Origin of the sequence: Roseibium sediminis (assembly GCF_008711325.1) — a bacterium.
Classification (GTDB): domain Bacteria; phylum Pseudomonadota; class Alphaproteobacteria; order Rhizobiales; family Stappiaceae; genus Roseibium; species Roseibium sediminis.
Genome location: NZ_VXDB01000017.1, coordinates 61,005 through 79,807, shown reverse-complemented (window position 1 = coordinate 79,807; position 18,803 = coordinate 61,005). Strand labels below are relative to the sequence as shown.

The window sequence follows — 18,803 nt, the reverse complement described above, 5'->3', positions numbered from 1 at the left end:
GTTAGCCTCCGAACACGTGACGAATGAGGAAAACGGTCACGAGACCGGTGGCCATGAAGGTGCATGTGGCGACGATGGAGCGGGCAGAAAACCGTGAAATGCCGCATACCCCATGTCCACTTGTGCAGCCCGAGCCGAGGGTTGCGCCAAGTCCGACAAGAACACCGCCGCCAAGCAGCATCAAGGTTGTAACGGGAACTTCATAGTTTGGAGACCATCCGCTCGCCAAGGCCACGATCATGGCGCTGGAGGCCATGCCCGCAACGAAGGCGGCGCGCCACGACCAGTCGGCAGATCCGGGGCTTTGCAGCAAGCCGCCCAAAATCCCCGAGATACCGGCGATGCGGCCATGAACGGCCATGAGTGCCACGGCGGCCAGCCCGATCAGGCTGCCTCCCAGAAGCGAGAGTATGGGAGTGAATTCGGTCATGCCTTCAGTCCAATAGTTTCAAATTTATGAAAGTATAGGAGTTGAACTCCGGTTTGGCAAGGTGAAGATGCATGATCGCTCTCAATTTAGTCCCCGGAAAGGCCCTTCATTCCAAGCCACCAGTAAATGTGGTTCGCGAATTTGCTTTTGGTCTGCCCTTGGGTGATGCTGCAATCTATACGCGAGTTTGAGGGGGAGGTCATGAGATTACTGAAACGGATTGCCGCGCTGGGCATTGCAACATGCGCGGCATGGGCACCGAATATAGTCAGCGCGGCAGAACAAGACTATGAAATTGCGCTGAAACTCTTCGGATATCAGGATGTTGGCAGTGCGCAGTCGGAATGCCGCCTGGTGTTCTGGCAGCACAACCGCGACCCGGGCGAAGACCGTTACTCTCTGCTGCTCCATGCTCCAAAGCCGGATGATGGCCGTATCGGTGACGCCCGGCTGAAGATCGGCGGTGACTTCCATACGCTCCGGCTTCTTGTCCATGGTGGCGACGGGGCAAATGGCTTCGGAGAGCATTACCTGTTTGCAACCGATGACCGGGACATCAAGGTTCAGGTCGAAGTTCTCGACGTTGACTTTCAGGCCGACCTCGTCCGTTTCGACAAGGTCAAACTGACTGTCATCAAGAAGGGGCGGGTTCCCTTCACGGCGAATGCAAAGGGTGAAAGCGGGTGCCCACCAGTTGCCAAGCCTGCAATAACCGCCAGTTTGCCTCAGGGCTTGTCCATTGGAGAGGAAACACCGCTGGACGACGTGTCCAAGGTGCCCGGCGTTTTGCGCCAGTTGATGCGCGACTATGCCCAAGATCACTGCGACATCGATGGTTTCTTCGCCTGGGGCGGCGCGCGCTACATCATCAATGACGCCTACCTGCTGTGGCAGGTGCCGTGCACCTCCGGCGCCTATCAGGCGTCCGGCGTTTTCGGTGTTACCCAAAACCCACCCGGAAGCTGGGGAGAGCTTCTGACCTTGCCTAATCCGCCGAGACTGGAGGGCAATCAGAACTATGCGGCAATGAGTGCAACGGTTTTCGGGAAAGAGGGCCACATTGTCACAACGGATCTCAACCGTGGCGCGGGTGATTGCGGTGTTCGCCAAACCTTTCGTCTGATCGATGGTCCCGGAGAAGTTCTGGAACTTGAACTGCTGGAATTCCGCGAAAAGTATGATTGCGATGGCAATGCAATCGATCCGGCGCGCTGGCCGGTGGCCTATTCCGTGCGCTGATCTGGTAGACTTTGGACAGCTGCTACTCTCTGCGCGGTAAAGCGGGCTGTGCAGGCTGATCAGTTGAGACCGCAAGCACCAGAGACGTGCCATCGGGCCGGGTCTTCACAATCGAGCCTGGCAGGAGGTGCGCCGGATTGTCGGCCAGATCCGGCGCCTGTAGGTCGGTCTTTGGTCCGGAGAACTCACCCATCGGGCGCAGGATCTCCTCGTGAAGCACGCTTCCTGTCAGAATGGGAAGAAGGCGCGTGCCATCCGCCACCTGATAGCGGCTTGGCCACAGGCGCAGGATCCAGCGCCCGCTGGCTTTTTCAGCTCCCTCTTCAGTCTGGTCATTCTTGATCAGAACCAGTGACGGGCGTCGGCCATTCTGGGTTCGCGGGAGAGCGGGGAGATCTTCTGGTGGCGTTTCGCCTGCGACAAACCCGGAGGCGCTCGTCAGTGACCATTTCGGTGCGATCTGCCATCCGTGCGGTGCAAGGGCCGCAGCAAAGGCCTCGGTTGATCCTGCATACTGGATGACCAGCGGTTCCTCGATCTCGCCATTCAGCTCGATGCGGTTAAGCGGCATCTGGCTCCAGCTTGAGGTCTGCCAATCGGTGAGGGTCAGGACGACCCGGTCGCTCCTTAGGGCGTAGCTTTCCAGTGCGGAGTCCAGATTGCGGGTCGCGTGCCATGTGCCGACAATGGCCAGCGTGCCGATGACAAGCGTGGCAAGCGTCGCCCGTCCGACCTTTTCATTGCGGATGGGTCCGAACACGAAGCCGAAGGCCGAGACCATGGCCGTACCGAACAAAAGGCCGCCCAGAACATCGGACATCCAGTGCGCGCCAAGATAGACGCGGGAAAAGCCGATCGTGATCACGTATATGGCGGTGATGGTGAAGACGCCCGCTTTTGTCCAGCGGCTGCGATCATGAGCCACCAGAACTGCGCAGATGCCAAAAAGAACCGCGTTCAGTGTTGCGTGACCGCTTGGAAAGCTGAAGGCATCCGCACCGGAATAGAGCTCGATTGGCCGCGAACGGTGCAGCATGGTTTTCACGACGGGGACAAAGATGGCGGTCGCCACAATGGCGGCAAGAAAGCCTGTTGCCCGCCGCCAGGCCTTGCGGGCCAGAAGATAAAGGGTGACGACCGCCGTGATCGAGGCAACCACCACGCCGTCTCCCAACGTGGTGATGAACACCATGATGATGTCACCAGCCGGAGTTCTCAGGCTTTCAAACAGGTTCAGGATGGCAATATCCGCACGCACCATAGGCTCGCCCGGTGAAATCTCGCCAACGAACCAGAAGAAGGCTGGCAAGGTGACCAGCAGCACGATCGCGGAGGTGATCATCCCGGCAGATCTCGGATGAGCCGGGTCGAATGTTTCGGCGATCCAGAGCGATACGGGGTTCTTGTGGCTGGCAAACCACTTCACGATGGCAGCATGTGCGCCGGGAAAGAGTGGCATGATGATCAGAATGAGCCAGCGGCCGAGCATCACCGAAACGAAGACGATGACACACAGGGCTCCGACAACGAGAGCAAGGCGCCCGCTGATCTGGCCGAGCGCATCAAGCGCCGTACCGGCGATAATGCCGGGACCAAGATGGGCAGCTGACCAGGCCAACGCCGAGGTGAAATTGACCAGCGTAAACCGCCAGGCATTCATGCCGACCATGCCGGCGATGCCCGGAACAACAGATTTTACGCCTGGCACAAAGCGGCCGATGAAGACGCTCTTGCCGCCATGTTTGCGGAAATAGTCCTCGCCCTTCTCCACCAGATGAACATATCGGGAAAGTGGCCAGACGCGTTTGATCTGATCCTTGTAGAAATAACCGAACCAGTAAGACAGGGCATCGCCAGCCGTTGCCCCAAGGGTTGTCCAGATGAAGATCGACACCGGGTCGAGCTTGCCAAGGCCGATAAGTGTGCCCGCACCGACCAGAACAACGGTGCTGGGCACAACCAGACCGATGATGAACAGCGCCTCTCCCATCGCGGCCGCAAAGCAGACAAGCCCCGCGATGGACGGGTTCTCGGCAATGAAATTGAGAATCTGGTTCAGAAAATCTGGCACGGTCTCGTCAGGTCACACATCGGCTGGGGCCTTGGGGTGTTCCCGCTCAGGGCAACAGCCAATGGCCTGATTTTGCTTCATATATGGTCGGAAGGGCCCAACCAATAGACCAGAAGGTCCGAATCCGCCGGTTTTTTTCACCCGCCTGCCGCGTCTTCTTGCCGGCGAAGCGACAAACCATTGATTTCGCGGAGGCTTGTCAGGCAGGCGGTTCGGTTGTCTAAACTGATTTTCAGGACGAATACTCTGTATACAAAATAGAGGCGGCCCGTATCGGTGAAGTCTGACGGGGCCTTGGGAGGCAGTGAATGGTCGAATCTGCGGATCTTCCCCAGAAGATGGATGGAAAGAGCTTCAGGAAACTTGAGCCGGAACTTCGACAAGAGCTCCTGTCTGCGCAGCTGGAGATGATCGAGAAGAAGGCATTTTCGACGCTGATCGTGGTGGATGGCATGGACGGGGCCGGGAAGGGCGAGTCTGTTGCCCGCCTTTATGAATGGATGGATGCCCGGCATCTTGTCTGCAACGCCTATGGAGAGCCGACCGACGAGGCGAAGGCACGACCGCGCCTTTGGCAGTTCTGGCGCGATCTTCCCGCAAAGGGGGAAACCGCAATCGTGTTTGGCAGCTGGTATCAACGGATCCTGCGCGAACATGTTGCCGGTAACATGGACGATAAGGCCGTTGGGCAGGAGCTTGCCCGAGTGCGGCAGTTTGAAGAGATGTTGGCCCTTGAGGGCGTGCTGGTACTAAAGTTCTGGTACACGCTGCCCAAGGATGAACAGAAGCGCCGCCTTGAAAAAATCGGAAAGAAAAAGAATGTCGCGCGGCATGTTCTGGCCGATTGGGCTGCCTTGAAAAATTATGACAAGGCTGCCCGGCTGGGGGAGAGGATCATCGAGGAAACCGGCGCGGCAGACGCGCCATGGTTCGTCATTCCCTCACAGGATGCGCAATATCGCGATGCTGCTGTTGCCCGGACTATTGCCAAGGCCATGCGAGCCAGATTGGAGGCATGCAAGGCGAAAGCGCCCGCGCCTGCAAGGGTCGTCATCAAGCGAAGTGAGGCCGGTTCGCCTGTTGACACGATTGATCTGACCGCAAGGCTCGATGAAGAGACCTATGCGAAGAAACTCAAGAAATTGCAGCAAAAGCTGTCTGACATGAGCGACCACAAGGATTTTGCCAAAACTGGCATGATCCTTGTCTTTCAGGGCAATGACGCGGCTGGAAAGGGCGGCGCAATCCGGCGGGTCATTCGCCCCCTCGATCCCCGCATCTACAAGGTCTATCCGATCGGTGCTCCCACTGATGAGGAGCTGGCCCGTCCCTATTTGTGGCGGTTCTGGCGGCGCCTTCCCAGAAAGGGGCAAATCGCGATCTTCGACCGGTCCTGGTACGAACGTGTGCTTGTCGAGCGGGTTGAGGGTTATGCGCGGCCTGAGGCATGGTCGCGCGCCTATGGCGAGATCAACGAGTTCGAACACGAGCTGACCGATTTCGGATTTATCGTCTGCAAGTTCTGGCTGGCGATCAGCGCCGAGGAGCAGCTCCGTCGGTTCCAGGCGCGTCAGGAGACCATCTACAAGCAACACAAGATCACGGATGACGATTGGCGCAATCGTCTGAAATGGGACAAATACGCCGTTGCCGCCGGGGATATGATTGAGCGAACGAACACCGATCATGCATCCTGGACGCTCGTGTCATCGGAAGACAAGCGCCATGCAAGGATTGAGGTGCTCAAGACCATTTGCAAGGAACTGAAGCGGCGGGTCTAAATCCGCTCCATTGCCCTTTTCAGATGGACTGCGCCAGATACTCCATGGCGGCGTTCACTCCGCCTTTGCCGTGGGCAATGCCAAGCTTGATGAAGCCTGTCTCGATGGCGGACAAGGTGCCAAGCAGCATGACCGCATTCACATGGCCCATGTGTCCGATCCGGAAGCCGCGCCCGGCATAGTCGCCGATCGTACCGCCAATGGTGACGCCACACTGTTCGCGGGTGAAGGTGCGCAGTTTTTCCGCCTCCCAGCCATTGGTGGTCACAACGGTCACGCTGTTGCTGCGCGCCGTCTTGTTGGGGACCATCATGTCCATGCTGCCTGCGCTGGACCAGATCTCGACAGCCCGCCGTGTGGCCTCGGCCAAAAGGGCGTGGCGGTGCCAGACGTTTTCGAGGCCCTCCGCAAAGATCAGGTCAAGTGCCGCCTTGAAGGCAAAAAGCAGATGCTCTGGCGGGGTGCCGCAATATTTCTGATAGTGAACGGGACCATCGCGGAAGGTCCAATCCATGTAGTTGGAGCGCAGATTTGCTGTCGCATGGGTGGCCTTCGCTTTTGGTCCGACAGCAACGAATGAAAGGCCGGGGGGTGTCATCAACCCTTTCTGGGACCCTGTCAGGGCCAGATCGACGCCCCAGGCATCCATTTCAAAAGGCATGCACCCGAGGGACGCAATCGTGTCGACCATGAAAAGGGCCGGGTGGGCAGCAGCGTCAATGGCGGTGCGCAGGCGTCTAATGTCGTTCCAGACGCCCGTTGCCGTGTCGACCTGCACCACGAGGATTGCTTTGATCCTGTGCCCGATATCTTCCTTGAGGGCCTTTTCCAGAGCATTCGGATCAACCGGCGTATGCCAGTCGCCCGGAAGAAGCTGGACATCAAGCCCCATTACCTTGGCTGCCTTGCCCCACTCTGTTGCAAACAGGCCAGATTCCAGCACCAGAACGCGGTCTCCCTCAGACAGGGTATTTGAAAGAGCCGCATCCCATGCGCCATGTCCGTTGGCAGCATAGATGTAGAGCTGATGCTGTGTTCTGAACAGTTTCTTCAACCCGGCAAGACATTGCTCGGTTGTCTCGACAAGTGGACCGTCATAGATATCGATGGCTGGCCGATGCATGGCGCGCAACACTTCATCGGGTACATTGGTCGGGCCCGGTATCATCAGGAACTCTTTGCCCTGTCGTAGTGTCATCTTGCGCTCCAGGATCGGCTGCTTCGCCATTTGTTGCAGTGTCACGTAATATTGTTTGGACAAAACAGGTAACTTTACGGACGCTTTGTGTGATCAACTCATTTTTGCTACTGCAAAAACTGACTTGTTTGAGTAGTCTTTTAATGGTGGTTCAGATTACCGGATGAATCCCGATTTCAGTAGCGTCAGGCAGGACTGGCCGTGTTCGAATTCGGCAGTTCCTGTTGTAGGCGTCCAGTTTTGAGTTAGTTGTTTTGGTGTCATGTCGGCATCGTCTGCGGGGCTTTGCGATGATTCGCGTCAAAAAGGGTAATAATCCTCTTATCATCTGTCTTCCGCACATCGGAACAGAGATTCCACCGGCTGTGGAACGTCGGATGAGTGCGACCGGACGATTGCAGACTGACATGTCCTGGCATCTGGATCAGGTGTTCGATCTGGCGGCGGCGCTGGATGCGACCGTGATCACAACCACGGTTTCAAAACTGGTTGTCGATGTGGATCGCGCTCCTGACGACTATTCCACGAGTGAGGACAGCGCGACATCTGTCTGCCCGACGCTCACTCTGGATGGCAAGAAGATCTATAAGTACGAGGAAGAGCCCGGCCCGACAGAACAGGAGCAAAGGGTGCTTCTGTTCCATGACCCTTTCCACAAGGCCATTCGCAGCGAACTGACGCGGTTGAAGACAATGCACAAGAAGGTTGCGCTCTTCGATTGTCAGTCCATGCGCTCTCGCATCAAGGGGTTTTGTGACCGCGGCTTGCCGATGATCAGTCTCGGCACAGACGAAGGTCAGTCCTGCGACAAGGACCTGAAGGTCCTCTTCGCGGAGAGTTTCACAGGCGTAACGGGCTTTTCGATCGGCGTTGATGATCTTTTCACCGGTGGTTACATCACACGTACATATGGTGCTCCGAAGCAGGGAGTGCATGCGATGACCGTGGTTGTTGCGCAGCGTGCCTATCTTCGCCACGAGACACCGCCCTTCGAACCGGACAAGGTGCGCGTGACCCGCCTGAACGCCACCATGACAGGGGCATTTTCCAAGGTGATTGACTGGGTTGGTGGCGAGAGCGGTGTTCAGGCCGATGTCGACACGGATGCAGGTGTCGAAGACGAAGATCTTTTCGCCGTTGAAGCATCCTGACGTCAGTATTCGTCCGCTCAGACGACGTTTCGTTCCTTGAGCGGCTTGTTCCCGAAAAATCGGTCAATTCCAAGCGGTCCAAGATCGAGGGTCTGGTAAGATCCGGTCGCTATCAGTTCCGATAGCCCGCGACCGATCGCCGGTGCCTGTTGCAATCCATGGCCGGAAAAGCCGAGCGCCAGATAAAAGCCATCAAGCCCTGAAACCCCGCCTACAAACGCGTTGTGGTCGAAAAGATTCATGTCGTAATGGCCTGCCCAGGCTGCGCCTGGCTTGATGGCTTCAAAGGCGGGAACCCGATTGGCGAGTGTAGGCCAAATGTGGTCCTCAAACAGCCAGTGATCGACTTCGAAATCTCGGCTGTCAGGGTCATGATCCTCCGGCGGGGCGCTGCCGCAGATATAACCCGCGCCCTCGGGACGGACATAGGTTCCATTCGGATCAATCAAGAGCGGAAAATGGTCCAGCTGCGTGCGGCACTCGAATGTAAAGACGCAGCGCTTGCGGCTGTGGACCGGCACCTCAAGTCCCACAGCTCTGCAGATGTCCGCGCCTCCCGAAGCACCTGCCGTATTGACCAACACCGGAGCAGTCAGCGTGTCTCCGTTGTCCAGCTGTACTGTCCAGTCCTGTCCGGTTCTCTCCAGTCCGATGGCCCTTTGTGCCAGATAGTCCACGCCGAGCGCGCGGGCCTTCTTTCGAAAGGCCTGAACGAGCGCATAGCCATCAAACCAGCCTTCCCCGGTCACCCCATGGCAGCCGGCGGCAAGATCATCGACCCGTAGCCACGGAAAGTTTGCAGAAAGCCCGGCGGTGTCATGAAAGGCAATATTAGCGCCTAGCTGTGACTGGAGGGCATGGTTTTCGCGAAGAATGTCCTGCTTGTCGGGTGTTGCAAGAAAGAGGTAACCGCCTTCCTTGAGGTCGATTACCGGACTTTCGCCGTCAACCGCAAGATGCTCGCCGATGGAACGCAGATACTCGATCCCGAAAAGCGAAACCTCAATATTGATCGCGGTGGAAAATTGCTGGCGAATGGAAGCCGCTGAACGGGCAGATGCGGAATGCTGGTATCCACTATCGGGTTCAAGAACGATAATCTTACCGGTAAAGTCCGCGCGCTGGGCAAGCTGGCAGGCGGTGGATGAACCCATCACCGCCCCGCCAATCACAACGACGTCCGCATTTCGCCTCGTCACTCAACAACTCCCGGTTCTTTCGCGTCCCGCCGAACGGGAGGGAAATCAGAAGAACGCCTGCAGGCCGGTTTGAGCACGGCCGAGGATCAGGGCATGAACGTCATGCGTTCCCTCATAGGTGTTCACGGTTTCAAGGTTCTGGGAGTGGCGCATCACGTGGTATTCTTCCTGAATGCCGTTGCCGCCGTGCATGTCACGGGCCTGGCGGGCAATATCCAGAGCCTTGCCGCAGTTGTTGCGCTTGATCAGGGAGATCATCTCGGGGGCAACTTCGCCGGCATCGAACAGTTGACCAACGCGCAGCGCGGCCTGAAGTCCAAGGGCGATTTCGGTCTGCATGTCGGCAAGCTTCTTCTGGAACAGCTGGGTCTGGGCCAGAGGGCGGCCAAACTGTTCGCGTTCCAGGCCGTACTGGCGTGCCCGCATCCAGCAATCTTCGGCAGCCCCCATAGCGCCCCAGGCAATGCCGTAGCGAGCCCTGTTGAGGCATCCAAACGGGCCTTTGAGCCCTGATACATTGGGCAGTAGCGCATCTTCGCCGACTTCCACATTGTCCATCACGATTTCGCCGGTGATGGAGGCGCGCAGAGACAGCTTGCCGCCAATCTTGGGAGCGGAAAGGCCTTTCATGCCCTTGTCGAGCACGAATCCGCGGATCGCCCCGTCATGTGCCTCGGACTTTGCCCAAACGACAAACACATCCGCAATCGGAGCGTTGGAGATCCACATTTTGGAGCCGGTCAGGCGGTACCCGCCGTCTGTCTTGATCGCACGTGTGCGCATGCCAGCCGGATCGGATCCAGCATCGGGCTCTGTCAGGCCGAAGCAGCCGACAAATTCTCCACTGGCCAGTTTGGGGAGGTACTTCTTGCGTTGCTCTTCCGAGCCATAGGCGTAAATCGGATACATGACCAGGGAGGACTGCACGCTCATCATTGAGCGATAGCCGGAATCCACCCGTTCGATTTCACGCGCCACCAGGCCATAGGAGACATAGGAGGCGCCTGCGCAGCCATATTCCTCGGGAAGTGTGATACCCAGAAGGCCGAGTTCGCCCATTTCATTGAAGACGGAGCGATCTGTCTTTTCTTCCCGGTAGGCTTCGATCACGCGCGGCAGAAGCTTTGCCTGCGCATAGGCGCGCGCACTTTCCATGATCAAGGTTTCATCTTCGCCGATCTGGCCTTTCAAGACGAACGGGTCCTGCCAGTCGAAAACGCCGCCGCCTGCCGGGGAAGCCTTGATGTTTGTCGGTGCATTCATGATGTCAGTCCTTAAAGCCGGGATCAGTTTGGGCCAGTGAGAGGGCCGAAGCATTCCATTTGCGCGAACTATCCTTGGTCAAGGGCTTGCAATAAAGGGAAAGCTTCGACAAAGTTCATGCCTAAATGGAATAATTTTGAATATAAAGGATAAATAGGCATGAAGCGTGCGTTCATTCCGCCGGCAGATACGCTGATCGCCTTTGAATGCTCTGCGCGCCATGGCAGCTTCACACGCGCAGCGAAAGAGCTTCATCTGACGCAGGGCGCGATTTCCAAACAGGTCCGCCAGCTTGAGGACAGGCTCGGCGTGGAGCTGTTTCGCCGTGTGCGTCAGCGCATCGTCTTGACCGATGCCGGGCGTTTATATCTGCATGACATCCGCGGTGCCATGGAAGCCCTGACCAACGCCACCCGTCAGGTCATGTCCTATGCGGGCAGCGAGGATGTATTGAACCTTGCCGTTCTGCCGACCTTCGGAACCCGCTGGCTTGCGCCGCGCCTGTCCCGTTTCTTGCGGGTCTATCCCAATGCAGGGCTCAACTTGAGTGTTCGATTGCAGCCTTTTGATTTTGAGGATGAGCCCTTTGACGGGGCTATTCACCACGGTGACCCGGTGTGGGCCGGGGCCATCGCCGAACCGCTGTTTCCCGAAGAGGTGATTGCGGTTGCTTCACCGGTTTTCCGGGATCGCCATGACATCCGCACGCCTGCTGATCTCATTCGCGTACCCCGGCTGCAACTTGCGACCCGACCTCTTGCCTGGAGGCAGTGGTTCGACCTTGCCGGTGTTTCGACCGAGGTTGCCTTTCAAGGCGCCCGTTTCGAACAGTTCGTCATGATCTCGGAAGCCGCGATCCACAATGTCGGGGCTGCGCTCATGCCCCGTTTCTTCATTCAGGACGAACTTGCTTCAGGCCGTCTTGTGCAACTGTTCGACATTTCGTTGTCTCAAGCGACGGCCTATCACTTCGTTTATCCGGAAAATCGCACACTGCGCCCGGTCGTCACCGCCTTCCGGACCTGGCTTATGGACGAAGCACGGCAGGTGCTTGCCGATGAAGATGAGGTGTTGCCGGGGTAGGATGCAGGGAGCAAAAAAATGACGGAAAGATAAAGAAATCAATTGAAGAGATGAGGTGGTTTGATATTTGTGTTCCTATAAATAATTTCTATCGAATGCATAATGTACGCCGCAGAATTTCGAGACCGCTATCATTCCTTCCGTAAGGCCATTATCCGTGGTGTCGATGATCGTTGGCCAAAGACCGACGTGGGACCATTTCTCGACACACTGCACATCGAAACGAAAGCTCCCTATTCCGACGAAGAGCCCGAAGTCCTGCCCGATCAGGCGCGAGATTTTCTTGCAGAGTGGCGAAAGACGCAGGACATCGAGGCGCTCTACCGCGTCAGTGAACCATGCACTGTTGATCCGAAAATGGGCATTCTGTTTCATAAAGGCAGGGTACTATGGGGATCAAGCGATCAGCCTCTTCGCGAGCGGAGCCCAAGATTCCTTTCGCACCTGAAGTCTGGGCACAGGACTTTGGCGTCGGCGATCCTGCTTCACCATGTCCATGGCGACAATTATTTCCATTTCCTGCTTTATGTGATGAGCAGGGTGGAGCTGGTTGAACGACTAGGACTGCCGACGGACATACCGTTTCTTGTCCCTGAGAGAACGGCAGAGACCGCCTTCTTCAAGCGAGCACAGGAACTCGGAGCCTTTGGCGCGCGCGAAATAGTGGTACAGGGCAAAAGGGAGGTCGTGCTTGTCGAAAGCCCCTATCTGGTGCGCGCCTTCTTTTGTCAGTGCAGGGTTTTCGATTGGCTTGCAGACAAACTCGGAGCGCCTGCCCCGTCAAAAGATGCCGCGCCGCTCTTCGTGGTACGGCGCGCGAATGCTGCCAACGGGCGGACCTTTCGAAATCAGGCAGAGATGGACGACGTCGCTCGATCTCTCGGGTTTGAGACGATCGATCCCGGCGACCATTTGCTGGAAAAGCAGGTCGAGATTTTTCAACATGCCCCGATTGTTGCAGGGCCGCATGGCGCGGGACTGACAAATGTTTTGTTTCGGAGCAAAAAGCCCGGCGGATTGGTTGAGATATTCAATCCGGGCATGGGGTCGCCGCACTACTACATGGTCGCTCGTGAACGCGGCTTTTCCTATGACAGCTTTTTCGCGATCAACCCGATTGGACGCGCCTTTTCGGCCAGTACAGAAGTTGACTTGGACACTTTGCGGGAGAGCCTCGAGACGGCGTTGGAAGTCAACCAGCGGCAAACACAGTGACAAGTGGGCTCGGTTTTTCCGTCAGACGGCTTTCAGAATTTGGAGATGCTTCTCGGCCACGGCGCGGATGTATGCATGTTGAAGGGCATGCGCCCGTCCAGTTTCCGAGAGCGATTGGCATTTGTCCGAATTATCGATCAGGGACTGCAGGGTTACCCTGATTTCATCGACGAGCGCTTCTCCGTCCTGCGGCGGAAGGCGGCGTTTGAAGCCAACAGATGACTCTCGCGCTATGAGCCAGATGTGCTCAATGCCCGTCAATGGTTGAATAATAAGATGGTGGTCGCCCGAAAAGGCCAAGAAGATTCCCAATTCCGCGCGCTAAACGCATTCGGCTACGGTAATATAAATTGACGAAGGTCGCGGAGCCGAATAGAGCTGGAACATAGGCAACAGCTGCCAAGACAGTAGCGCTAAGGACCCGTCTGAGTCCCTTGAAGAAAAACTTGGGAAAGACCTTCCAATATCCTTTTCGCAAGATACCCACCTGAACATGGGCCGCGGCGCAGGATTTGGCGAAGTCAATGATACGCTTGGATGCGACACGGCTAGCTGGCACATATTCTTCTACAATGGCATCTGGTGCCCAAACAATCTTAAATCCAAGCTGGGCCGCGTTTTCGAAAAAATCGAGATCTTCGTAGCCGTAGGTCAATGCATTATTGAACCTCAGATTGGCGGGGGGGTGAAGAAGGGCGCTTTTGAAAAGCACATTGTTTGTCGACGCGCGAGAGAGCTGTACGCCAGCATTTTTGTCTAAGGGCGTTTCTTGAGGCGCCCAGATGGGAAGCGGTTGCTCATAAGTGCGTTTGATCTGTCCGTAGCTGATATCCGCATTGAAGCTTTGGGCGGTCTGCACATGCTTTGCCAGCCAGTCCTTGCGGGCGACCTCATCGTCGTCAATAAGCAGGATCCAATCGTAGTTTTGTGCCTTCGCCATATCGAGTGTCTTGTTGCGCGCAAAGGGAATTCCTCTGCGCGGTTCCATCTCGTATCGAATAGGAAAGGGAGACGTTTGGTTCAGCTCGTCAATCGTGCCTCTAGAAAGTGGTTGGGTGTCGTTCTCCACTACACAAATCTCGATCTGCCATTCGTCGGAAGTGTCTTGAGTTATCAGGCTTTCTAGGCAGCTGCGCAACATGAGCGGACGTTGGGCCGTGCAGACCATGATACCAAATCGGAGCGGAGAAGTTTTCATCTGATACATTCAGTCTTTGAATACTACGGATTCAATACCTAGTGCTGCAGCTTAACTATGTGCAAGCTTAGCTATGACGTGACAAGGGTTTTCAACACGTTCATGTGCTTCTCGGCCACGGCGCGGATGTCGGCATGTTGAAGGGCATGCGCCCGTCCAGTTTCCGAGAGCGATTGGCATTTGTCAGAATTATCGATCAGGGACTGCAGGGTTACCCTGATTTCATCGACAAGCGCTTCTCCCTCATCAGGCGGAAGCAGGATGCCTGCGCCTCCAGCAGCTTCGGGAGCGCCGCCGCGCTGTGTGGCTATCGTTGCACAGCCGCAGGCCATGGCCTCGATGACAGCCCGATGAAACCCCTCTTCCACTATGGACGGCAGGGCGGCAATGGCTGATCGGGCAAACAGGTCCCGCACCTCGATAGCTGACAGGTTTTTTCTGATCGTAATTGTCTTTGAGCCTGCAATCTTGCGCATCAGCGCATCAAAAAACTGCCGCTCCTCATCTGTCTGGACCGCAAGAGCCAGTTCCAGCGACCAGCCTTCGGGGTTCAGGCAAGTATAGGCGGATGCCAGCTCAAGGATGCCCTTGTCTGCTCTTGCGCGCCCCGCAAATGCGATGAACGTCTGCTTTGAACTCGCGGGTTTCCAGAAGTCGGTGTCGATTCCGTTCCAGACCACATGGGCTTTGTCAGCCATCAGGGGATAGTTTTCCAGAAACCGCCGACGCAGGAAGTCGCTGACAAAAATCACCCCGGCAAGCTTCGAGAATTGCCGTCCCTTGCGCCACTTTGAAAGCAGCCCGCGCTTGTTGCGTAAAAGCCCATGCCGGTGCAGAACAACCGGAATAGGGGCAATGGCACGCGCCAGTGCCGCCGCGCTCTCCGGGTGTTGGTGCACAACGACAAGATCAGGCTTTTCCGATTTCAGAAGATGTCCTGCATTTTTGAGGAAAGCCTTGCTGCCGTCCGCATCAATGGCCCGAAAGTCAACATCTGCGAAGGGGTCATCGACCTTCGCGCCAACCACGAATGCCTCGCTGCCGTAGCCGCCAGACAGCATCAGGTCCCTTGTGACCAGATCGATGGAGGTCGCGCCCTTTGGCGAAAAGATCATGCCTCGTGGCAATACCGCAGCAATTTTCAAGTTTCTGCTCTCCGGCAAGGTCGCGGGGCGGTGGCGTAGGGAGTCTCAGATCCAGCGCCGGACCCGCGTCTTGTAGGCGAGATACTCGTCGCCGAAAAGGGTCTCCAGTGCCAGCTCTTCGGGCTTAATCTGGAAATGCGTCAGATACCAGACGGTAGCGGCGGCGAACAGAAGCCCGGGCACCACAGCGCCGAGATACACGGACCATGCTGTCAGCAGAAGCACCATGCCCAGATACATCGGGTTGCGGGTGAAGCGATAAAAGCCATCCGTTACCAAGCCGGTGGCTCGTTCAGGTTTTAGTGGGTTCACCGTGGTTTTGCGGCGGAAAAACTGAATGACGCCGGCCAGTTCAATGAAGAAGCCGATCGAGGCGACCAGAATGGCTGCGCCCAGCTGACCTGAAAAAACAAAGGAAAACTCAGGAAATTGACGGTTTGCATACCAGATCAGCACACCGGCGACGAAAGTTACAAGCGGGGGAGGAACGAGAGGCTTCATGGTGTTCGTGCACCTTGCAGGTGGGACAGAAATGAAATGTCCGCAAGTGTCTCTTTTCAAGCAATGTAAGCGCTTTATAGTGAAACAAAAGGCAGACCGTTGGCGAGGAGAAAAGCGGCCACCTTTTGCGATGAGTCACCATCCGGAGTGGGAGGAACTCTATGGAAGGCTTGATGATGAATCGTTCGCTGAAAATCGCGGACATTCTGGACTTTGCATCTTCAAATTTCCCCAAGGGCGAAATCGTCTCGGTTCGCACGGAAGGTGATATCCACCGCACCACTTATCGAGAGACAGCGAAGCGGACCGCACAGCTGGCCCGCGGTCTGAATGGGCTTGGCATGGAGCGGGGCGATCGCATCGCGACGCTCGCCTGGAACGGCTACCGTCATCTGGAGCTGTATTACGCGATTTCCGGAATCGGGTCTGTATGCCACACCATCAACCCGCGCCTTTCCGCCGAACAGATGCTCTATATCGTGCATCATGCGAAGGACAGGCTGCTGTTTACGGATGTGACCTTTGTACCGCTCCTGCAGAAGCTGGCACCGCAATTCCCGAAGGATATGCGTATCGTCGCAATGACCGACAGGGCACATATGCCGACAGCGGAGGGGCTCGAGCTCTTGTGCTACGAGGATCTTCTGGACGGCCAGCCTGACCAATTCGACTGGCCGGATCTAGCGGAAAACACGGCGGCAGGCCTTTGTTACACCTCCGGGACGACCGGTAATCCCAAAGGGACGCTCTATACCCACCGATCGACCGTGCTTCATGCCTTGATGGCAGGCATTACCTTGCCGAATGTCCTGCGGGAAGGAAGGCGAATTCTTCCCGTCGTTCCTCTCTTCCATGTGAACGCCTGGGGTTTGCCTTATGCCGCGCCGCTGACGGGCGCGTCACTGATATTCCCCGGTCCAAAACTGGATGGAAAGAGCCTGTTTGACCTGATGGATCAGGAGAAGGTGTATTCCGCCTGGGGGGTTCCGACCGTATGGCTTGGTCTTCTTGGCCAGATAAGGGCCGAGGGACGCAATCCGGACGGGTTCGGCGATGTTGTTGTGGGCGGGTCTGCGGCCCCGCGCTCCATGATCGAAGCCTTTGAAAAGACCGGGGTGAATGTCTGCCACGCCTGGGGCATGACAGAAATGAGCCCTATCGGGACGCAGGGAAATCTGCCGGTCGAACTCTCCGACCTGCCACTGGATAAACGCGTTGAAGCCAAGAGTTCGCAAGGGCGGCGGGTCTTTGGCGTTGAATTGAAGATCACCGATGATGACGGCAACCGGCTGCCGCATGACGGCAAATCCCCCGGCAATCTCTTTGTCCGAGGCAACACAATCACCTGCGGCTATTTTGAGGACGAAGGCGCCAACAATGAGGCCTTTGATGCGGAAGGTTGGTTCAAGACCGGTGACGTTGCCACGATTGACGAAAACGGCTTCCTGCTGATCACCGATCGGGCAAAGGACCTGATCAAGTCGGGTGGGGAATGGATCAGTTCGCTCGATCTGGAAAATGTCGTGATGTCTCATCCGGGAGTGGCAAGCTGCGCGGTTATTGCCGTTCCGCATGAAAAATGGACCGAACGACCCTTGCTTGTCGTGCAAGCAGCCGCCGGGGCGGAAGCTCCCCGGGAAGAGCTGATTGAAATGCTGTCCAGGCACTTTGCCAAGTGGCAGCTTCCCGATGATGTGGTCTATGTGGACAGCCTTCCCCTGACGGCAACAGGAAAGGTCTCAAAACTGACATTGCGCCAGCAGTTCGCCGAACACGAGATGCCTGAGGTCTCGCTTGGCTAGGACGTTGGAAAAAAAAGGTGAGGTGACAGTGGGCTTGCAGGAACAGACGGAAGCGCGCGTGGAAGAAATCAGGCAATTGGTCAAAGTGGAAGTGGGCATTTCCAGATGGTTTGCCATCGGACAGGACCGGATCGACGCCTTTGCGGATGTAACCGAGGACCATCAGTTCATCCATATTGATCCGGAACGTGCGCGTTCCGAGGCTGGTCTTGAAACAACGATAGCGCACGGGTTCCTGACACTTTCCCTTCTGTCTGCGATGGCGCTGGATGCCACCCCCGCTATCATCGGCACACGCATGGGGATCAACTACGGATTTGACAGGATCCGCTTCCTGTCTCCCGTGAAGTCGGGAGCACGGGTTCGGGGCAGGTTTGTGCTTTTGAGCCTTGAAGAGCGAAAAAACTGCGAAGTCGACGTGGTGTGGTCCGTCACTGTTGAGAGTGAAGGCGGAAAGCGCCCGGCACTGACCGCCGAATGGATCAACCGCTTTTACCTGAACGAGAATGACCCTGTGCCCAGCGGAGAAACGCAAGCATGAACGAGCCCAGAAACCTGCCGCCGGTCCTTCAGGGGCTTCGCATTCCCGCAGTTGCCGCCCCACTTTTCATCGTGTCCTGCCCCGATCTTGTCATTGCCCAGTGCAAGGCAGGTATCGTCGGCAGTTTCCCGGCGCTCAATGCAAGGGAGGCTCCGGGCGATCCGATCATGCTGGAAATCTGGCTGAAGCAGATCACGGAGGAGCTTGATCGGCATAATCAGGCAAACCCGGACAGACCGGCAGCTCCCTTTGCCGTCAACCAGATTGTTCATCGCTCCAACGAGCGGTTGGAGCGCGATCTGGAAATCTGTGCAAGGTGGAAGGTGCCGATCTGGATCACGTCGCTGGGCGCGCGGCCAGAGGTCAATGAAGCAGCGCACTCCTGCGGCGGAATTGCCCTTCACGACATCATCAACAACACCTTCGCGCACAAGGCGATTGAAAAGGGGGCGGATGGCCTGATTGCTGTTGCGGCTGGCGCAGGTGGTCATGCCGGTCCGCAATCCCCGTTCGCCTTGATCCGGGAAATCCGCGAGTGGTTTGACGGCCCGCTGCTGTTGTCCGGCTCGATCGCGACCGGGGAAGCGCTGCTGGCCGCCTGTGTGCTGGGGGCTGACCTTGGTTATATCGGGTCCGCCTTTGTCGCAACGAAAGAGGCAAACGCGGTGCCTGACTACAAACAGATGCTGGTTGAGTGCGGCGCGGAAGACATCACTACCTCGACCCTCTTTACCGGCATATCCGGCAACTATCTGAAGCCGTCCATCGCCCGTGCGGGCTTTGATCCGGAGAACCTGCCGGAAGCCGATCCGTCCTCCATGAACTTCAAGGACGGAAGTAAGAAGCCCAAGGCATGGTCGGAGGTCTGGGGCTCCGGTCAGGGTATCGGGGCGATCAAGTCTGTGGTTTCTGCCGGGGAAGTGGTCGACCGGATTGAACAGGAATATCGCGCTGCGCATGCCCGCCTTGCCGCGATGGCCGTTTAG

17 protein-coding genes are annotated in these 18,803 nt (G+C 56.9%); 9 read left to right on the top strand and 8 right to left on the bottom strand.

Annotation, left to right across the window (positions count from 1 at the left end):
- Position 1: 1 nt before the first annotated feature.
- Complete coding sequence (locus F0155_RS16735) at positions 2-430, bottom strand: YeeE/YedE family protein (protein WP_150525690.1); 429 nt, start codon at positions 428-430, stop codon at positions 2-4.
- A 201-nt stretch (positions 431-631) separates the two neighbouring features.
- On the opposite strand from F0155_RS16735, the gene F0155_RS16730 reads away from it, so the two are divergent.
- A complete protein-coding gene (locus F0155_RS16730) occupies positions 632-1,669 on the top strand; it encodes a DUF1176 domain-containing protein (protein WP_161599826.1) in 1,038 nt (345 codons plus the stop codon).
- 22 nt (positions 1,670-1,691) lie between these two features.
- On the opposite strand, the gene F0155_RS16725 is transcribed toward F0155_RS16730, so the two are convergent.
- The gene (locus F0155_RS16725; protein WP_192913829.1) at positions 1,692-3,740 is read right to left on the bottom strand and encodes a bifunctional DedA family/phosphatase PAP2 family protein; all 2,049 of its coding nucleotides are present in this window, start codon (positions 3,738-3,740) and stop codon (positions 1,692-1,694) included.
- Positions 3,741-4,048: 308 nt separating this feature from the next.
- Here F0155_RS16725 and pap point away from each other — a divergent pair, with 308 nt between their 5' ends.
- Positions 4,049-5,521 carry a polyphosphate:AMP phosphotransferase gene (gene pap / locus F0155_RS16720; RefSeq protein WP_150525688.1) on the top strand — a complete coding sequence of 491 codons (1,473 nt, stop codon included), beginning with the start codon at positions 4,049-4,051 and terminating at the stop codon, positions 5,519-5,521.
- A gap of 19 nt (positions 5,522-5,540) precedes the next feature.
- Here the strand turns inward: pap and F0155_RS16715 are convergent, their stop codons facing one another.
- Positions 5,541-6,719, bottom strand: coding sequence for a pyridoxal-phosphate-dependent aminotransferase family protein (locus F0155_RS16715; protein ID WP_150525687.1), 1,179 nt, complete (start codon positions 6,717-6,719; stop codon positions 5,541-5,543).
- Between the two features lie 290 nt (positions 6,720-7,009).
- On the opposite strand from F0155_RS16715, the gene F0155_RS16710 reads away from it, so the two are divergent.
- Positions 7,010-7,870 (top strand): N-formylglutamate amidohydrolase, encoded by an 861-nt coding sequence (locus tag F0155_RS16710; RefSeq protein WP_150525686.1) that lies wholly within the window; start codon positions 7,010-7,012, stop codon positions 7,868-7,870.
- A gap of 17 nt (positions 7,871-7,887) precedes the next feature.
- Here the strand turns inward: F0155_RS16710 and F0155_RS16705 are convergent, their stop codons facing one another.
- Both F0155_RS16705 and F0155_RS16700 read right to left on the bottom strand, forming a co-directional pair.
- Positions 7,888-9,069 carry an NAD(P)/FAD-dependent oxidoreductase gene (locus F0155_RS16705; RefSeq protein ID WP_150525685.1) on the bottom strand — a complete coding sequence of 394 codons (1,182 nt, stop codon included), beginning with the start codon at positions 9,067-9,069 and terminating at the stop codon, positions 7,888-7,890.
- 45 nt (positions 9,070-9,114) lie between these two features.
- The gene (locus tag F0155_RS16700; protein WP_192913828.1) at positions 9,115-10,332 is read right to left on the bottom strand and encodes an acyl-CoA dehydrogenase; all 1,218 of its coding nucleotides are present in this window, start codon (positions 10,330-10,332) and stop codon (positions 9,115-9,117) included.
- 159 nt (positions 10,333-10,491) lie between these two features.
- Between F0155_RS16700 and F0155_RS16695 the strand changes: the two genes are divergently transcribed.
- The 3 genes from F0155_RS16695 to F0155_RS23440 all read left to right on the top strand — a co-directional run bounded on the left by F0155_RS16695 (position 10,492) and on the right by F0155_RS23440 (position 12,852).
- Positions 10,492-11,415 carry a LysR substrate-binding domain-containing protein gene (locus F0155_RS16695; protein ID WP_150525684.1) on the top strand — a complete coding sequence of 308 codons (924 nt, stop codon included), beginning with the start codon at positions 10,492-10,494 and terminating at the stop codon, positions 11,413-11,415.
- A gap of 102 nt (positions 11,416-11,517) precedes the next feature.
- Complete coding sequence (locus tag F0155_RS16690) at positions 11,518-12,630, top strand: glycosyltransferase family 61 protein (protein ID WP_208999326.1); 1,113 nt, start codon at positions 11,518-11,520, stop codon at positions 12,628-12,630.
- A gap of 75 nt (positions 12,631-12,705) precedes the next feature.
- On the top strand, positions 12,706-12,852 hold the full coding sequence (locus F0155_RS23440) for a hypothetical protein (RefSeq protein ID WP_161599825.1): 147 nt from the start codon (positions 12,706-12,708) through the stop codon (positions 12,850-12,852).
- Between the two features lie 25 nt (positions 12,853-12,877).
- On the opposite strand, the gene F0155_RS16685 is transcribed toward F0155_RS23440, so the two are convergent.
- The 3 genes from F0155_RS16685 to F0155_RS16675 all read right to left on the bottom strand — a co-directional run bounded on the left by F0155_RS16685 (position 12,878) and on the right by F0155_RS16675 (position 15,474).
- A complete protein-coding gene (locus F0155_RS16685) occupies positions 12,878-13,828 on the bottom strand; it encodes a glycosyltransferase family 2 protein (RefSeq protein ID WP_161599824.1) in 951 nt (316 codons plus the stop codon).
- Between the two features lie 71 nt (positions 13,829-13,899).
- Positions 13,900-14,973, bottom strand: a complete 1,074-nt coding sequence (locus F0155_RS16680; protein ID WP_150525682.1) for a glycosyltransferase family 4 protein — start codon at positions 14,971-14,973, stop codon at positions 13,900-13,902.
- A gap of 45 nt (positions 14,974-15,018) precedes the next feature.
- Complete coding sequence (locus F0155_RS16675) at positions 15,019-15,474, bottom strand: methyltransferase family protein (protein ID WP_150525681.1); 456 nt, start codon at positions 15,472-15,474, stop codon at positions 15,019-15,021.
- Positions 15,475-15,635: 161 nt separating this feature from the next.
- Between F0155_RS16675 and F0155_RS16670 the strand changes: the two genes are divergently transcribed.
- The 3 genes from F0155_RS16670 to F0155_RS16660 are packed head-to-tail and all read left to right on the top strand — an operon-like array spanning position 15,636 to position 18,803.
- The gene (locus tag F0155_RS16670; protein ID WP_150525680.1) at positions 15,636-17,276 is read left to right on the top strand and encodes a long-chain-fatty-acid--CoA ligase; all 1,641 of its coding nucleotides are present in this window, start codon (positions 15,636-15,638) and stop codon (positions 17,274-17,276) included.
- 34 nt (positions 17,277-17,310) lie between these two features.
- Positions 17,311-17,817, top strand: coding sequence for a MaoC family dehydratase (locus F0155_RS16665; protein WP_150525679.1), 507 nt, complete (start codon positions 17,311-17,313; stop codon positions 17,815-17,817).
- Positions 17,814-18,803 carry an NAD(P)H-dependent flavin oxidoreductase gene (locus F0155_RS16660; RefSeq protein ID WP_150525678.1) on the top strand — a complete coding sequence of 330 codons (990 nt, stop codon included), beginning with the start codon at positions 17,814-17,816 and terminating at the stop codon, positions 18,801-18,803. Before F0155_RS16665 ends, F0155_RS16660 begins: the two co-directional genes overlap by 4 nt.

What these genes read in the sequence shown, in the direction of transcription:
- F0155_RS16685 (WP_161599824.1), bottom strand. Translation starts at nt 13,828, where the DNA reads ATGAAAACTTCTCCGCTCCGATTTGGTATCATGGTCTGCACGGCCCAA.
- F0155_RS16700 (WP_192913828.1), bottom strand. Translation starts at nt 10,332, where the DNA reads ATGAATGCACCGACAAACATCAAGGCTTCCCCGGCAGGCGGCGGCGTT.
- pap (WP_150525688.1), top strand. Translation starts at nt 4,049, where the DNA reads ATGGTCGAATCTGCGGATCTTCCCCAGAAGATGGATGGAAAGAGCTTC.
- F0155_RS16695 (WP_150525684.1), top strand. Translation starts at nt 10,492, where the DNA reads ATGAAGCGTGCGTTCATTCCGCCGGCAGATACGCTGATCGCCTTTGAA.
- F0155_RS16735 (WP_150525690.1), bottom strand. Translation starts at nt 430, where the DNA reads ATGACCGAATTCACTCCCATACTCTCGCTTCTGGGAGGCAGCCTGATC.
- F0155_RS16660 (WP_150525678.1), top strand. Translation starts at nt 17,814, where the DNA reads ATGAACGAGCCCAGAAACCTGCCGCCGGTCCTTCAGGGGCTTCGCATT.
- F0155_RS16710 (WP_150525686.1), top strand. Translation starts at nt 7,010, where the DNA reads ATGATTCGCGTCAAAAAGGGTAATAATCCTCTTATCATCTGTCTTCCG.
- F0155_RS16690 (WP_208999326.1), top strand. Translation starts at nt 11,518, where the DNA reads ATGTACGCCGCAGAATTTCGAGACCGCTATCATTCCTTCCGTAAGGCC.
- F0155_RS16715 (WP_150525687.1), bottom strand. Translation starts at nt 6,719, where the DNA reads ATGACACTACGACAGGGCAAAGAGTTCCTGATGATACCGGGCCCGACC.
- F0155_RS16730 (WP_161599826.1), top strand. Translation starts at nt 632, where the DNA reads ATGAGATTACTGAAACGGATTGCCGCGCTGGGCATTGCAACATGCGCG.
- F0155_RS16675 (WP_150525681.1), bottom strand. Translation starts at nt 15,474, where the DNA reads ATGAAGCCTCTCGTTCCTCCCCCGCTTGTAACTTTCGTCGCCGGTGTG.
- F0155_RS16670 (WP_150525680.1), top strand. Translation starts at nt 15,636, where the DNA reads ATGGAAGGCTTGATGATGAATCGTTCGCTGAAAATCGCGGACATTCTG.
- F0155_RS23440 (WP_161599825.1), top strand. Translation starts at nt 12,706, where the DNA reads ATGTTGAAGGGCATGCGCCCGTCCAGTTTCCGAGAGCGATTGGCATTT.